Raw genomic sequence first — 14927 nt, 5'->3', positions numbered from 1 at the left:
TTCCCGCATTCCGGCATTCGGGTATTCGGGCATTCCCACATTCCGGCAGCCCAGCAGCCCGGCAGCCCGGCATTCCCGCACCTGTCACGGCGGGGCAGTTCAGCCGGCGAGGCAGCCCGGCCCCGGGGTGGCCAAGGCGCGACACGCCGAGCGAATCCCGCGCTCAGCAGGGGAAAGCGCGGGTGCCGGTAAAGCCAGGATTTGCCCCCGATCAGCCATTTCGTTACGGTGGTCCTTGGACCTGAGGGTCCGAGACCAGTCCGCGCCCGCGTCCTCACGCTGTGCAAACTCGAGTGACACGGGCGTACGGTCGGTGATTTCTGCCCCGGATCCGAAATCCGGTGCCCGAGCCGTCTGCACGGCGTCGTCGAAGCGGCCTTGTGATCACCACCCGGGCGTTACCGAAGTGGGCCCACCCATCAGGTGTGCCACGGGGGATACGTGTCCGAAACCGCTCTGGAAGCGCGTCATCTGTACAAGGTCTTCGGGAAGAACCCGAGCCAGGCCGTGAAGCGGCTGAAGGCGGGTGAAGGCCGTTCCGACGTCCTCGACGCCGGGACCGCCGCCGTCATCGATGCGAGCTTCACCGTCAACCGCGGCGAGATCTTCGTCATCATGGGACTGTCGGGATCCGGCAAGTCCACCATCATCCGGATGCTCAACGGCCTGCACGAGGCGACCGACGGCACCGTGACGGTGCAGGGGGACCCGATCACCGGCATCCCCGCCGGTCGTCTGCGGGAGATCCGCCGGGATCGCCTCTCGATGGTGTTCCAGCACTTCGCGCTGCTCCCGCACCGCACGGTGGCCGCGAACGTCGCCTATCCGCTGGAGCTGAAGGGCGTCGCGAAGACGGAGCGTCTGGCCCGTGCTGAGGAGATCCTCGCGATGGTCGGACTCGAAGGATGGGGAGACAAGCTCCCCGCGCAGCTCTCCGGAGGCATGCAGCAGCGTGTCGGCATCGCCCGCGCCCTCGCCGCCGACACCGACATCCTGCTGATGGACGAGGCGTTCAGCGCCCTCGACCCGCTGATCCGTCGCGAGATGCAGGAGCAGCTGCTGGAGCTCCAGCAGAAGCTGCAGAAGACGATCGTCTTCATCACCCACGACCTCAACGAGGCGATGTTCCTCGGCGACCGCATCGCGGTGATGCGCGATGGGCGCATCGTGCAGATCGGCACCCCGGAGGACATCCTCACCGACCCCGCGAACGACTACGTCGAGCAGTTCGTGCAGGACGTCGACCGTGCCCGCGTGCTCACCGCGGGGAACGTGATGGAGCGGTCGCGCCCCGTCGTCTCGGTGAACGCCGGGCCGCGGACCGCGCTCCGGCAGATGCGCGACGCCTTCATGTCGGCCACCTACGTGGTGGACCGCGATCGGCAGCTGCTCGGCATCGTCACGGATCGCGACGCGGTCAAGCAGGTGCGCAAGGGCGACAGCAGCCTGAGCGCCGTGCTGCGCCCGGTGCCGCAGAGCGTGAACGAGGGCGAGGTCCTGATGAATCTCTTCGTCCCGGCCGTCGAGTCGCCGCTGCCGCTGGCGGTCGTCGATGACGCAGGACGCCTGGTCGGCGTGCTTCCGCGCATCACCCTTCTGGCAGCTCTCGGCCCCGGTCCCGGGGCGACGGAGGAGATCACGCTGCCGATGCGGCCGATGGAGCAGTCGGAGATCGATGCGGTGCTGGATGAGACCGGCTCCGCGGGCACGGCTGGCACGGGGGAGGTGCGCTGATGGACGGCTTCCGCATTCCCCTCGGCCAATGGGTCGAGACCGGCGTCGACTGGATCAAGGACAACCTCGAGGGTCTCCTGGATGTCATCTCGCTCGTCGTCCGGACCCTCGTCGAAGGCCTGACGTCCCTCCTCGTCGACACGCCGTTCGTCGTCGTGATCGTTGTCGCCGCGCTGATCTCGTGGCTGGTCCGCTCCTGGCAGCTGGCCGTGGGCACGGCGGTGACGTTCGTGCTCCTCGTCGGCCTCGACCTGTGGGAGCCGGCGATGCAGACGCTGGCGCTCGTGCTCGTCGCCGCCGTCGTCGCCGTCGTGATCGCGATCCCGCTCGGCATCTGGTCGGCGCGGAACACCACGGTCCGCGCGATCCTCAAGCCGGTGCTCGACTTCATGCAGACGATGCCCGCATTCGTCTACCTGATCCCGGCGATCGTCTTCTTCAGCATCGGGGTGGTGCCCGGTCTCGTCGCGACCGTCATCTTCGCCCTGCCCCCGGGGGTGCGGCTCACGGAGCTCGGCATCCGCGGCGTCGACAGCGAGACCGTCGAGGCAGGGCAGGCCTTCGGCGCGAAGCCGGGGCAGATCCTCCGCGGCATCCAGCTGCCCCTGGCGCTGCCGACCATCATGGCCGGCGTCAACCAGGTGATCATGCTGGCCCTCTCGATGGCCGTGATCGCCGGGATGGCCGGCGCGGACGGGCTCGGGAAGATGGTCGTCGAGGCGATCTCGACCGTGAACATCGGCAAGGGCGTCGAGGCGGGGCTCGGTGTCGTGATCATCGCCGTCTTCCTCGACCGGGTCACCGCCGCGCTGGGCAACCCCGCCGAGTACCGCTCGTCGCTGCTCGGCGTGCTCGCGCGGCGCCGGGACGTTCGGCGGAACGACGCCGCGGAGGCGGCGCGCGAGGCCGCGGCCGAGGCGGAGCGCCAGAAGGCGTCGCCGAGGCGGGGCGCGCCCGCCTGACCGAGGGCACTTTTCTCCTGAGATACGGAACGAACGAAGAGATATACGTGACGAAAGGAACATCATGAAGAAGCGACACCTCACCGGGCTCGTGGCGCTGGGCGCCGCAGCGACCCTCGTCCTCGCCGGCTGCGCCGGGGGATCCGGCGCCAAGGGCGGAGAGGGCGGTTCGGGCGACAAGGGCACGATCACGCTCGGCTTCCTGCCCTCCTGGACCGACGGGCTGAGCACCGCCTACCTCCTGCAGAACCAGCTGGAGAAGATCGGCTACAAGGTCGAGATGAAGACCCTCACCGAGGCCGGACCGCTGTACACCGGCCTCGCCCAGGGCGATGTCGACATCTACCCCTCGGCCTGGCCGGAGCTCACCCACAAGTCCTACATGGACAAGTACGGCAGCAAGATCGAGGATCTCGGCGCCTACTACAACGACGCCAAGCTGACGATCGCCGTCCCCGAGTACACCGACATCACCTCGATCGCCGACCTCAAGGGCAAGAGCGACCAGTTCGGCGGGAAGATCTTCGGGATCGAGCCGGGCGCCGGCCTCACGAAGCAGACGCAGGAGTCGATGATGCCGGAGTACGGCCTCGAGGGCGAGTACGAGCTGGCCACCTCCTCCACCGCCGCGATGCTCACCGAGCTGAAGAAGGCGACGGAGAAGAAGGAGGACATCGTCGTCACGCTGTGGCGTCCCTTCTGGGCCAACGACGCGTACCCGGTGAAGGACCTCGAAGACCCGAAGGGCGCGATGGGCAAGCCCGAGGCGCTGCACTTCCTCGGCACCAAGGGCTTCGCTGAGAAGTACCCCGAGGCGGCCGAGCTCATCGCGGGGATCAAGCTCGACGACGCGCAGTACGGCGCCCTCGAAGACCTCGTGGTGAACAAGTACGGCGAGGGCAAGGAGCCTGAGGCCGTCACCGAGTGGGTGAAGACCTTCCCGGACGCCTTCAAGACCGAGGTTGCCGGCTGATCCTTCGCTGACCGCCGGTCTCATCATGACGGCCGCGGAACGTCCGTGCTTCGGCAACGGCGTTCCGCGGCCGTCGTGCGTTCTGCGCGCTCCGGCCGGCTCCTGCTCGATCCGGCTCACTCTCGTTCGGCTCCGAACGTGTGCCGCATCAGGGCGTTGATATCGCCGTCGAGGCGATCGATCCGACGATGTATGCCGGTGACCTCGTGCCGGATCGACTCCATCTCGTGTCGAAGCGAGCCCATCTCGTTCCGTACGGATCCGATCACCGTATGTACGGATCCGATCTCGTTCCGCACGGAACCGATCTCCGTGCGGACGATGCGGATGAACATGGTCGACATCAGCGTGAGCATGCCGAACAGTGCGGCGCCGAAGACACCGATGAGCGTCCAGATCTGCGGTTCGTTCACGGTTAGCATCCCCCTATCCTCGTGACTGTCCGTCCACGATGACAGCTGCTTTCGTCTAGATTTCCGCGGGCCGCGATGTCAGTGGAGAACTGGCCGGAGCGCGATCCTGTGCAGGAGCGCAAGAATGTCGGATCGATTCAAGAATGTCGGCCCAAACAGCGATATGAGGCCGACAGAAGTGAATCCATCCGACATTCTTCGGGATAGGGAAAGGGAGAGAGAAAGGGAAAGTGAAAGGAGGCCGGCGGTCAGCCCGCGCCGACGGTGATCCAGCGCCCGGTCCGCACGCGCAGGCCGAGCGTGGCGAGGCGGGCGAGCAGATAGACGCCGAAGAACGCGACGGCGAGCCAGACGAGCCCCGCCATGCCGCCAACGCCGGTCGCGGCGATGACGGCCAGCACCGGCAGGAACACGATGAGGTTCAGGGCGCCGGCGACCGCCAGATACCGGGCGTCCCCCGCCCCCATGAGTACGCCGTCCAAGACGAACACGATCCCGGCGACCGGTTGCGCGACGGCGAGCACGATGAGCGCCGGTCGGATGAGGTCGGCGAGCCCGGGGTCGCCGGTGAAGACGAGGCCGATCACGCCGGAGAAGCCGCCGACGATCACGCCCACCAGGACGCCGAACCAGGTCCCCCAGGCCACGGTCCGCCGCAGCACCTGCCTGGCACCGGACTCGTCGCCGGCGCCGAGGCTCTTGCCAATGAGAGCCTGCGCCGCGATCGCGAGCGCGTCGAGGGCGAACGCGGCGGCGGAGAACACGGTGAACACCACCTGCCATGCCGCCAGCTCCTCGGTGCCGATGCCGGTCGCGACGGAGACGGTCGCCAGCAGCGCGACGCGCAGCGAGACGGTGCGCAGGAACAGCCACCCGCCGGCACGGGCGGAGCCGCGGATGCCGGAGAGCTCGGCGCGGATCGACGCGTCGTGACGGCGGGCGAGGCGTCCGACGACCACCACGTACGCGGCGACCATCGCCCACTGCGCCGCGACCGTCCCGAGGGCAGAGCCGGCGATGCCCCAGCCGAACCCGTAGATGAACAGCGCGTTGAGGCCGGCGTTCGCCGCGAAGCCGCAGCCCGCGATCCACAGCGGCGTGACCGTGTCCTGCATCCCGCGGAGGAGGCCGGTGGCGGCGAACACGACGAGCATCGCCGGCAGCCCCCACATCGAGATGACGAGATAGGTGTCGGCCTGCTCGGCGACCGCGTCGCCGGCGCCGAAGAGCCCGACGAGCCAGGGGGAGGACCACGCGCCGATGCCGGCCAGGACCGCGCCGAGGCCGAGCGCCAGCCACATGCCGTCGATCCCCACCGAGACGGCGTCCCCCGGCTTGCCCGCGCCGAATCGCCGCGCCACGGCGGGCGTGGTGGAGTACGCGAGGAAGACCATCAGGCCCACGAACGTCTGCAGGACCGCGGAGGCGATCCCGAGCCCCGCCAGCGGGACGGTGCCGAGATGCCCGACGAGGGCGGCGTCCACGATGAGGAACGCGGGCTCGGCGATGAGCGCACCGAGCGCGGGCACGGCGAGGCGGAGGATGTCGCGGTTCAGGGACGGACGGGGCACCCCACGAGCCTAGGGCTGACCGCGCTCGCCAGAGCCGGGCCCGATCCAGCCCCGCCCCGGGCCGGACTCGCTCGAGCTCGGGCCCGATTCTGCGGCATAGGGTGGAAGGGCATCGATGTCGCAGGAGGTCGAGATGGGCGATCCGCGTGATGAGGCGGCCCGCTACCGGGCGCGCCGCGAGGCCCCGGAGGGCGCGGACGAGGACGAGCAGGCCGTTCCGCTGCAGCTGAACGCCGAGAACGCCTCCGCGATCGTGGAGGCGGCGATCCAGGTCGCGATCCGGCGGGGCGCGTTCGACGATCTCCCTGGCGCCGGCAAGCCCATCGAGGGCCTCGGGACGCACCACGATCCGGACTGGTGGATCCGTCGCAAGATCGAGACCGAGAACCTCAGCGGCCTCGGTCCGCCCGCGCTGCTGCTGCGCGTGGAGGACCGCGGGATGGACGACCAGCTCGACTCCCTCACCCGCGAGGAGGACGTCCGTGCGGTCCTGGAGGACTTCAACCGCCGGGTGGTCGAGGCGCGACGGCAGCTGCAGGGCGGGCCCCCGGTCGTGACGACGCCCAGGGACGTGGACGCCGAGGTCATCAGATGGCGCGAGCGGCGCGAGGCGGCGCGGGTCGCGGCCTCCGCTCCGGAAGCGGCGCCCGACCGCGCACGCCGCCGGTGGTTCCGGCGCGGATGAGCGGCCGGGCCGCGCCGGCCCGTGCAGGGCGGCAGGTCAGCCCTTCCGCGAGCGGGTGAAGAGGCGGGTGAAGAGGCGGCCGAACCAGCTGACGAAGGTCTCCATCGGGCCGCGGCGGTCCAACGCCATCAGGGTCACGCCGATGAGGATCGCGCCGAGGACGTGCAGCCCCCAGAGCCCGGCGCTGGAGGTGTACCAGGGGCGCTCCTCGGACGGGTCCAGCATCCCTCCGGACAGGATCACGAGCACGGTGACCGCGGCGGCGATGATGTGCGCGGTGTAGACGGTGAGGGGCGCGGCGCCGGCGCGGCGCAGCGGCTCCAGCAGGCGGGCGGGCGTCCCGCGCAGCGCCGTTCCGAGCAGCAGGCACAGTCCGATCACCACGAGCGCGATGCCCGTCGTGAGCCCGAGGTCGAAGAGCGTCCCGGTGTGCGGCGTCGCGGAGGCGAGCCACCAGAGGTCGCCGGTGATAGGGGCACCCATGCCGGTCTCGGAGAGCAGCCGGTCCAGGAGTGCCGGGTCGAGGTCTGGCCGCGTGGCGATCAGCGCCGTGCGACCGCCGAGCGGGCCCAGAAGGAGCAGGCTCGCGCCCCATGCCGCGACGGCGACGGCGCTGCCGATCGCGGTCAGCCGGAGGCCCAGTCGCCGAAGATCGCCATGCTCCTGCGCCGCCAGCACGAGGCGTCCGATCACCATGCCGACCATGGCGTACACGATCCAGGTGGGCACGGGGTAGGTCCCGGTGAGGAACAGGCCGCGGCCGAAGGCAGCCGGATCGGTCAGGCTGAACCAGCTCGCGCCGCCGAGCTCGAAGGGCTGCATCATCCCCTCGCGCAGCCAGGCCGAGAGCGGCGGCCATCCGACGGCGAGCACGCCCGCGCCGATCAGGAGCGCCGTGCTCGGCCAGCGCAGCATCGGGATCGCGACCCAGAACATGACGCCGTAGTAGACGAGGATGACGAGGATCCCGCCCATGCCTCCGACGATCCCGAGCGTCAGGCCGATCAGGATGATCGCGAGCCCACGTCCGAACAGGTTCCACCGGGCGGCCCCGACGCGTCCCTCGGCGAGAGCGCGGCGCGAGGTGAGCGTGATCCCGACGCCCGCGAGCACGGCGAACAGGGCGGCCGCCTTGCCGGAGACCACCTGCTCGGCGACGCTGTACGAGCCGTCCGGGGCGTACGTCCAGACGTGCGCCGCCATCATGCCGATCAACGCGACGAAGCGGGCGAGGTCAAGGCCGGTGATCCGGAACCCTGCGCTCCGGCTCGCACCCCGCCGGGAAGGCGATGGCGCATCGTTCGATCGGCTCCGTCTGGGCGCGGTGATGTTCGTGATTCCCCCGGTCATGCCTTCCACGCTAGGAGCCTGCGGGTGCGCCCGTCGTCATTCTGGAGGATGACCGATGTCCGCCGAGGCGATGAGTCGGTGGCCCGGCATAGGGTGGGACGCATGACCGATGTGCTGCCCTCTGGACTTGCCCTCGACGACCTCAGCCCCGAGATTCGCCCGCAGGACGACCTCTACCGTCACGTGAACGAGACGTTCCTCGCGACGGCGGAGATCCCGGCCGACAAGGCGCGCTGGGGCTCGTTCCACCTCCTCGCCGAGCAGGCCGAGAAGGACGTCCGCGCGATCATCGAGGAGGCGCGGACGGCACCGGAGGGGTCGGAGGCCCGCAAGATCGGCGACCTCTACACCAGCTTCATGGACGCGGAGCGGATCGCGGCGCTCGGCCTGGCACCGCTCGAGGCACCGCTCGCGGCGGTCGACGCCATCTCCTCGATCCCCGGGTTCCTCGCGACGGTCGGCGATCTGGACCGCAGCGGGATCGCGGCGCTCATCGGGCTGTTCGTCGAGCCGGACCCGGGCGACCCCGAGCGCTACGTGCCGTTCCTCGTGCAGGCGGGCCTGTCGCTCCCGGACGAGAGCTACTACCGCCTGGACGGCTTCGCGGACACCCGCACCGCGTTCCGCGCGCATCTGGAGCGCCTGCTCGTCCTCGCCGGCGTCGCGGACGCCGCAGGCCAGTCGGACCGGATCGTCGCCCTGGAGCACGAGATCGCCGCGCACCACTGGGACAACGTCGCCAACCGCGATGCGGTGAAGACGTACAACCTCAAGACCTGGGACGAGCTCCAGCAGCTCGTCGGCGTCGATCTCGCCCCGTGGCGGGACGCCGTGGCGCCGTCGAGCCCTGCGGCGTTCGCCGAGACCGTCGTCTACCAGCCGAGCTTCTTCGAGGCGCTCGGCGGCCTGCTCGTCGAGGAGCGCCTGGAGGACTGGAAGGCATGGCTGCGCGCCAAGGTCGTGCACGGCCTCGCCCCCTATCTCACCGACGAGATCGTCGAGGAGAACTTCTCCTTCTACGGCACCGAGCTCACCGGCGTCCCGACGATCCGCGAGCGCTGGAAGCGCGCCGTCTCCCTGGTCGAGGGCTCGCTCGGCGACGCGGTCGGGAAAGTCTACGTCGAGCGGCACTACCCGCCGGCGGCGAAGGCGGCGATGGACGAGCTGATCGGGAACCTCATCGAGGCCTACCGCGGCAGCATCGCCGAGCTGGAGTGGATGGGCGCGGAGACCCGTGAGCGCGCCCTCGCCAAGCTCGACACGTTCACGCCGAAGATCGGCCACCCGAAGACCTGGCGGGACTACTCCGCCGTCGCGATCGATGCCGGGGACCTCGTCGGCAACGCCGCGCGCGCCGCCGCGTTCGAGCACGACCGTGTCGTCGGCAAGGTCGGCAGGCCCATCGACCGCGACGAGTGGTTCATGCCGCCGCAGATGGTCAACGCCTACTACAACCCGCTCATGAACGAGATCGTGTTCCCCGCGGCGATCCTCCAGTACCCGTTCTTCGACGCCGGCCGCGATGCCGCCGCGAACTACGGCGGCATCGGAGCGGTCATCGGCCACGAGATCGGCCACGGCTTCGACGACCAGGGCAGCCGCTACGACGCCGACGGCAAGCTGCAGGACTGGTGGACGGATGCCGACCGCACCGCGTTCGAGGAGCGCACCGCGTCCCTCATCGCGCAGTACGACGCCCTCGTCCCGGTGGGGCTGAGCGAGGAGCACCACGTCAACGGCGCTCTCACGATCGGTGAGAACATCGGCGACCTCGGCGGTCTCGGCATAGCCCTCAAGGCGTACGAGCTCTCGCTCGGCGGTGAGGAGGCCCCGGTTATCGACGGCTACACCGGCGTGCAGCGGCTGCTGCTGTCGTGGGCCCAGGTCTGGCAGCAGAAGAGCCGCGAGGCGGAGGCGATCCGGCTGCTCACGATCGACCCGCACTCGCCGACGGAGTTCCGCTGCAACCAGATCGTCCGCAACATCGATGCGTTCTACGAGGCGTTCTCGGTGTCCGAGGACGACCGTCTCTGGATGGACCCGGACCAGCGCGTCTCGATCTGGTGACCGGATCGCGGAGGGGGGCGGATCTCGCCCCCCTCCGGTCAACCAGATGGGCATACTGAAAGCGTGAATACGACGATCAAGGTGAGCGTGGAGCTCCGTGACCGTCTGATGACGCAGGCGTCGCGGGACGGGCACAGCACGATCGGTCTGCATCTTGAGCATCTCGCGGATGCCGCGGATCGTCAGTGGCGGCTGGAGTCGTTGAGGTCGGCGATCGCCGAGTCCTCTCCCGCAGAGATCCGGGCGTATGCGGATGAGACGGCCGCGTGGGAGCGGGCTGAGCTGACCGACGCGGCTTCGTGACCGACGGGGAGCTTGCACCGGGTGTGATCGCGTGGCCGCGTTGGAGCCTGTGCGGGGGCGGGAGCAGGGCGGGCATCGTCCGATGCTGATCGTCGCATCGGTCGGGTATCTGGATGCGGTGACGACGCTCGCGATCGCGATGCCGATCACGACCGTCGACCGGGGGTGGCCCAATCACGTCCGTGTCGATGGTCCCAGCGGGCTTGATCGGCCGTCATGGATCATGACCGAGCAGCCGCGCACGCTCGCCCGCGATCGGCTCACGTCGGTCGCCGGTCGAGTGTCGCCGGAGTGTCTGGGTGCGGTCCGGGTGTGGATCGGCGACTTCTTCGACCTCTGAGGTGCGGCGGGGACTCACCGCCCGCTTCCGGTCGTCAGCTGTCGGTGGTTCCCGACTGTCGGCTGACGGTCGGGGACCGGGGGTTACGATGGCCCTGACACCCGCCGTCCCGGTCGCGCGATCCCTGCGGCCCCGCCTGCGAGCGTCTCCCCGCTCTTTCTCCGCGGAAGGAAACCCTGTGGGCACGTCCCGGGTCCCGGAACCGTTCGACGGATCGCAGCCGTCCACGGCCCTGCGCCGCGCGCAGCGGACGTCGCGCCGCCTTCCGCGTCGCGCGGCGATCGGGCGCCGCTCGTTCGACGCCACGATCCGCGCCCTGGAGGGGCTCGCGGTCGCCGGGGCCCAGGTCGGCGTGCATGTGGTCGACCTCGACAGCGGGGAGGCCGTGCTCGCCGGGGACGACCACGTGACGATGCCGATCGGCGACCTCGGAGCGGTGCCGCTGCTCGTCGAGGTCGCCGCGCGCATCGAGGCAGGGACTCTCGATCCGCTGGAGGTCGTCGACCGCTCGACGCTCGACGACGCGCCGACCGGGATCTGGCGGAACCTGCGGGCGCCCGCCCTGCCCCTCGTGGATCTGGCGGTGCTTGCCGCCACGGCGGGAGATCAGCTCGCGATCAACGCCCTGCTGGATCGGGTGGGCCTGGACAGCGTCCGCGCGCGGATCGAAGGCCTCGGCCTCGGCCGTCTCGCGCTCCTGGACCGGCATCGCGAGCATCGCGGACCGGACGACGCCCCGCACCCGGCGGTCGGCTCCGCGGGCGACCTCGCGCGGCTCTTCTCGGCGCTGGTGAACTCGCGAGCGGTCGATGCGGCGGTCAGTGCGCAGGTGGCCGAGTGGCTCAGCCTGAACCAGGACCTCAGCCTGGCGGGCGCGGCCACGGGCCTCGATCCCTTCGCGCACGAGAACGACGCCCACGGCATCCTCTTCGTCAACAAGACGGGCAGGGAGGCGGGCGTCCGCGTCGAGGCGGGGGTGCTGGGCGGGCCGCGCGCGGGTGTCGCCTACGCGCTCATCGTCTGCTTCGACGACCTCTCGATCATGCACCGCCTCCGCGTCCACGACGCCTTCCGCGTGCTGGGCGTGGAGATCATGGAGTACGCGTTCTGACCGTCGGGGACCCGTGTCCCAATTCTGGTCCTCCAGACCGGTGATCTCGCCCTTTTTCGGGACACGGTCCGCTGATTTCGGGACACGGCTCGCTGAAATCGGGACACGGCCGCGCCGCGTGCGGGAGGGCGGACCTCCCGGGGCGGACCTCCGGGGGGCGGGACACGGCCGCGCCGCTAGGAGAGCAGGGCTCCCAGCGACGGGAGCCGCTCGCGGTAGCCGTCGACGAGCCGGCGGGCGACCGCGACGGAGTCCACCAGCGGATGGGCGGCGAACGCACGCCAGGCGAGCTCGCGCGACCCTTCGAGGGCGGCGGCGATGACCAGCCGCTCGGCGGCCTTGACGGGGGCCATGAGCCCGAGCATCTCGTCCGACACGGGCGCGATCGACCACGGGTGCACGCCGTCGGCGTCCACCCGGCATCCGACCTCGACGACGGAGTCCTCGGGCAGCTGCGGCACCAGGGAGCCGTTGCGGACGTTGAGGATCATGGTCGCGGGGCGGCCGGTGTGCAGGGCCGCCATGAGGTCGAGCGCGACCTGCTGATAGCCGCCGCCGTCGACGTCCTCGGCATGGCGCTCCTCGCCCTGCGCGCGCGACTCGGCCATGTACGACGACTCGCGCGCATGCCGCGCGACCTGCCAGTCCGCGAGCGGCGTCGCATGCGGGTGGGAGAAGAACGTCGACTGCTGCCGGTCCAGGAACTCGCCGCGGGTGGCATCGGCCGCCCGGATGCTGGCCACGGCCTCGCGGCCGAAGTAGTAGTAGTACAGGTACTCGTTCGGGAGCGCACCCAGCGCGCGCACCCAGTCGAACCCCATCAGGCGCGCCTCCTCGATCCGCTCCAGCGCGGTGTCGGATCCGAGCACCCGCGGCAGGAGATCGACGCCGCCGACCTCCACGGATCGGAGCCATCCCAGGTGGTTCAGGCCGACGTAGTCGAAGTGCACGCCGTCGTCGGGGGATGACCCGGCGGCGGCGACCGCACGGCGCATGAGGCCGATCGGGGTGTCGCAGATGCCGACGACCCGGTCGCCGAGCACGGCCCGCATCGCCTCGGTGACGATGCCCGCGGGGTTGGTGAAGTTGATCACCCAGGCGTCGGGCGCGACCTCCTTGATGGTGCGGGCGAGGTCGACCATGAACGGGACTGTGCGCAGGGCGTAGGCGAGACCGCCCGGCCCGACCGTCTCCTGGCCGAGCACGCCGAGGTCCAGCGCCGTGCGCTCGTCGACGATGCGTCCGCCCGTCCCCCCGATCCGCACCGCGGAGAAGACGAAGTCGGCGCCGCGCATGGCCTCGGTGACGTCCGTGGTGGCGGTCACGCGGGGGGCGGAGGGGAACGACGGGCTCAGCTCGTCGATGACGGAGCGGATGACGGCCAGCCGATCGTCCGACACGTCGTACAGGCACAGCTCGTCGATGCGGGTGGGGGCGTCGCTCCCGGCCACAGCCTCGTACACCTGGGGGACTCGGAAGCCGCCGCCCCCGACGATCGTGAGCTTCATGCCGTGATCACCGCCACTCCGTTCTGCTCGAGGGATCGGATCGTCCCGGGATCGGCGTCGGCGTTCGTGATGACCGTGTCGATCGCCTCCGGCCCGCAGACCGTGAGGGTGCCGATGCCGGGGAGCTTCGAGGAGTCGGCCAGCAGGACGACGCGGTTCGAGGACTCGATCATGGCCCGTTTGACGGGCACCTCGATCCCTGTCGTGTCCATCACCGTGCCATCGGCGCGGATGCCGCTCGTCCCGAGGAAGCAGGTGGTCGCGCGGATCTGCGCCAGCGCCTGCTCCGTGAGGGCGCCCACCATCGAGTTGTAGTTCTTCCGCACCGCGCCGCCGAGCACGATGAGCTCGACCGCGTCGTCGTCGCGGAGCTGGTCGATCGCGGCGAGGCTCGAGGTGGCGACGGTGATCTGTCGCCCGCGCAGGGCCCGGGCGAGGAGGGCGGTGGTGGTGCCGATGTCGATGAGCACGACGTCGCCGTCGGAGACGAGGGCGGCCGCCGCCTGGGCGATCTGCGCCTTCTCGGCGGGGCTCTGCTGCTGGACGGTGCTGAACGGCACCCGATCCGGCTCGACGCTGCCGCCGCCGCGGACTCTTCGCAGCAGGCCGTCCGCGCTCAGGGCGTTGAGGTCGCGCCGGATGGTCGAGGGAGACACGCCGAGCTGACCGGCGAGCTCCTCGACGGTGACCTGTCCGTCCTGGCGCAGGGAATCGAGGATGCGCGCCTGGCGAGTCGTCGTGAGCATGGAGCGAGCATAGCAGTCAGAAATGAGCGTGAGTGTGCAATTCCGATCAATTCCGAGTATGGTTTGGCACAACCTCGGTCGACGGCGCTTAAGGAGGGCTCGATGACGACCCCGTTCGAATGGGATCTTGCAGTGGCAGGCCCCGTGTTCCTCGACTACGGACTCGCGGAGCTCGGGGGAACCCCCGCGCCCGGAACCGAAGTGTTCGCCGGTGCGGTCGGGATCAGCCCCGGCGGAGTCGCGAACCTCTCCGTCGCCGCCTCCCGACTCGGCCTGCGCACGATCCTCGCCTCGACGTTCGGCGACGACCTGTTCGGCGACTGGTGCCGTGCCGTGCTCCGAGCCGAGGGCGTGGACCTCTCCCCCTCCCGCATCGGCCCCGGACTCGTGACGCCCGTCACGATCGCGGTCGCGCACGACGGGGATCGCGAGATGGTGACCTACCAGCCCGGACGCGACGACCTCAGGGTCGATGAGCTCCCCGCTCCCGCCCGCGCGCTCGTCACGGACCTGCGCTCGCTCGCCGACGGGACCGACACCCGCTGGCGCGCGGTGGCCGACGGCGGGACGCGGATCTTCGCCGACATCGGCTGGGACGACACCGAGCGCTGGGACCTCCACGACCTGGACCCGCTCTCGGTGTGCGGGGTCTTCACCCCCAACGAGCGGGAGGCGATGGCCTACACCCGCACCGACGACCCGGTGGCCGCCGCCCGGGCGCTCGGCGAGCGCGTGCCGCTGGTCGTCGTGACCCGCGGTGCGGACGGCGCGGTCGCCATCGACGCGGCGCGCGGGATCGAGGTCTCCGTCCCCGCCCTTCCGACCACCGTGCTCGACCCGACCGGGGCGGGCGACGTGTTCGCCGCGGCGCTGGTCCGCGCATCTCTGCTCGAGCTCTCGATCGACCAGGAGGTCGCCTTCGCCGTGCTCGCGGCGGGCCTCGCCGTCGCGCGTCGCGGGAGCGCGCTGTCCGCCCCCTCCTGGGGCGACATCGACCGGTGGTGGGGTGCCGCGCGACGCGACGCCGACCTCGCCGCGCGATACGGCTTCCTCGACGACATCGTCCCCGCGGATCCGGGCCCGCCCGCCCCCGCGGCCCCCGACCGGCTTCTCGCGGCGGACGTCCTGCACCAACCCGACACCACGACGAAAGGCAACTGATGA

14 protein-coding genes are annotated in these 14927 nt (G+C 70.4%); 9 read left to right on the top strand and 5 right to left on the bottom strand.

Annotated features, from left to right (window positions below; translation table 11 throughout):
• Positions 1-441: 441 nt before the first annotated feature.
• The 3 genes from J2Y69_RS07575 to J2Y69_RS07565 all read left to right on the top strand — a co-directional run bounded on the left by J2Y69_RS07575 (position 442) and on the right by J2Y69_RS07565 (position 3669).
• Positions 442-1734, top strand: a complete 1293-nt coding sequence (locus J2Y69_RS07575) for a quaternary amine ABC transporter ATP-binding protein (protein ID WP_310019184.1) — start codon at positions 442-444, stop codon at positions 1732-1734.
• A complete protein-coding gene (locus tag J2Y69_RS07570; RefSeq protein ID WP_310019182.1) occupies positions 1734-2696 on the top strand; it encodes an ABC transporter permease in 963 nt (320 codons plus the stop codon). Before J2Y69_RS07575 ends, J2Y69_RS07570 begins: the two co-directional genes overlap by 1 nt.
• 64 nt (positions 2697-2760) lie before the next feature.
• Entirely contained in the window at positions 2761-3669 is a 909-nt protein-coding gene (locus J2Y69_RS07565; RefSeq protein ID WP_310019179.1) for a glycine betaine ABC transporter substrate-binding protein, read from the top strand.
• Between the two features lie 116 nt (positions 3670-3785).
• Here J2Y69_RS07565 and J2Y69_RS07560 read toward each other — a convergent pair whose 3' ends face one another.
• Entirely contained in the window at positions 3786-4091 is a 306-nt protein-coding gene (locus tag J2Y69_RS07560; protein WP_310019177.1) for a hypothetical protein, read from the bottom strand.
• A 239-nt stretch (positions 4092-4330) separates the two neighbouring features.
• The gene (locus tag J2Y69_RS07555) at positions 4331-5653 is read right to left on the bottom strand and encodes an MATE family efflux transporter (RefSeq protein ID WP_310019175.1); all 1323 of its coding nucleotides are present in this window, start codon (positions 5651-5653) and stop codon (positions 4331-4333) included.
• A gap of 133 nt (positions 5654-5786) precedes the next feature.
• Between J2Y69_RS07555 and J2Y69_RS07550 the strand changes: the two genes are divergently transcribed.
• On the top strand, positions 5787-6338 hold the full coding sequence (locus J2Y69_RS07550; RefSeq protein WP_310019173.1) for a DnaJ family domain-containing protein: 552 nt from the start codon (positions 5787-5789) through the stop codon (positions 6336-6338).
• Between the two features lie 36 nt (positions 6339-6374).
• On the opposite strand, the gene J2Y69_RS07545 is transcribed toward J2Y69_RS07550, so the two are convergent.
• Positions 6375-7688 (bottom strand): heparan-alpha-glucosaminide N-acetyltransferase domain-containing protein, encoded by a 1314-nt coding sequence (locus J2Y69_RS07545; RefSeq protein WP_310019170.1) that lies wholly within the window; start codon positions 7686-7688, stop codon positions 6375-6377.
• 102 nt (positions 7689-7790) lie between these two features.
• On the opposite strand from J2Y69_RS07545, the gene J2Y69_RS07540 reads away from it, so the two are divergent.
• From J2Y69_RS07540 to J2Y69_RS07525, 4 genes are all read left to right on the top strand, one after another.
• A complete protein-coding gene (locus J2Y69_RS07540) occupies positions 7791-9755 on the top strand; it encodes a M13 family metallopeptidase (protein WP_310019168.1) in 1965 nt (654 codons plus the stop codon).
• Positions 9756-9818: 63 nt separating this feature from the next.
• Positions 9819-10058, top strand: a complete 240-nt coding sequence (locus J2Y69_RS07535) for a hypothetical protein (RefSeq protein ID WP_310019166.1) — start codon at positions 9819-9821, stop codon at positions 10056-10058.
• 31 nt (positions 10059-10089) lie between these two features.
• Complete coding sequence (locus J2Y69_RS07530) at positions 10090-10398, top strand: type II toxin-antitoxin system PemK/MazF family toxin (protein ID WP_310019164.1); 309 nt, start codon at positions 10090-10092, stop codon at positions 10396-10398.
• Between the two features lie 178 nt (positions 10399-10576).
• A complete protein-coding gene (locus J2Y69_RS07525; RefSeq protein WP_310019162.1) occupies positions 10577-11509 on the top strand; it encodes a serine hydrolase in 933 nt (310 codons plus the stop codon).
• Between the two features lie 176 nt (positions 11510-11685).
• Here the strand turns inward: J2Y69_RS07525 and J2Y69_RS07520 are convergent, their stop codons facing one another.
• A complete protein-coding gene (locus J2Y69_RS07520; RefSeq protein WP_310019159.1) occupies positions 11686-13017 on the bottom strand; it encodes a 6-phospho-beta-glucosidase in 1332 nt (443 codons plus the stop codon).
• The gene (locus tag J2Y69_RS07515; protein WP_310019156.1) at positions 13014-13763 is read right to left on the bottom strand and encodes a DeoR/GlpR family DNA-binding transcription regulator; all 750 of its coding nucleotides are present in this window, start codon (positions 13761-13763) and stop codon (positions 13014-13016) included. Before J2Y69_RS07515 ends, J2Y69_RS07520 begins: the two co-directional genes overlap by 4 nt.
• Positions 13764-13865: 102 nt before the next feature.
• Here J2Y69_RS07515 and J2Y69_RS07510 point away from each other — a divergent pair, with 102 nt between their 5' ends.
• Positions 13866-14924, top strand: a complete 1059-nt coding sequence (locus J2Y69_RS07510; RefSeq protein ID WP_310019155.1) for a carbohydrate kinase family protein — start codon at positions 13866-13868, stop codon at positions 14922-14924.
• Positions 14925-14927: the final 3 nt, after the last annotated feature.

Source organism: Microbacterium resistens, from assembly GCF_031456305.1.
GTDB lineage: Bacteria > Actinomycetota > Actinomycetes > Actinomycetales > Microbacteriaceae > Microbacterium > Microbacterium resistens_A.
This window is presented reverse-complemented; position numbering and strand designations above follow the sequence as displayed.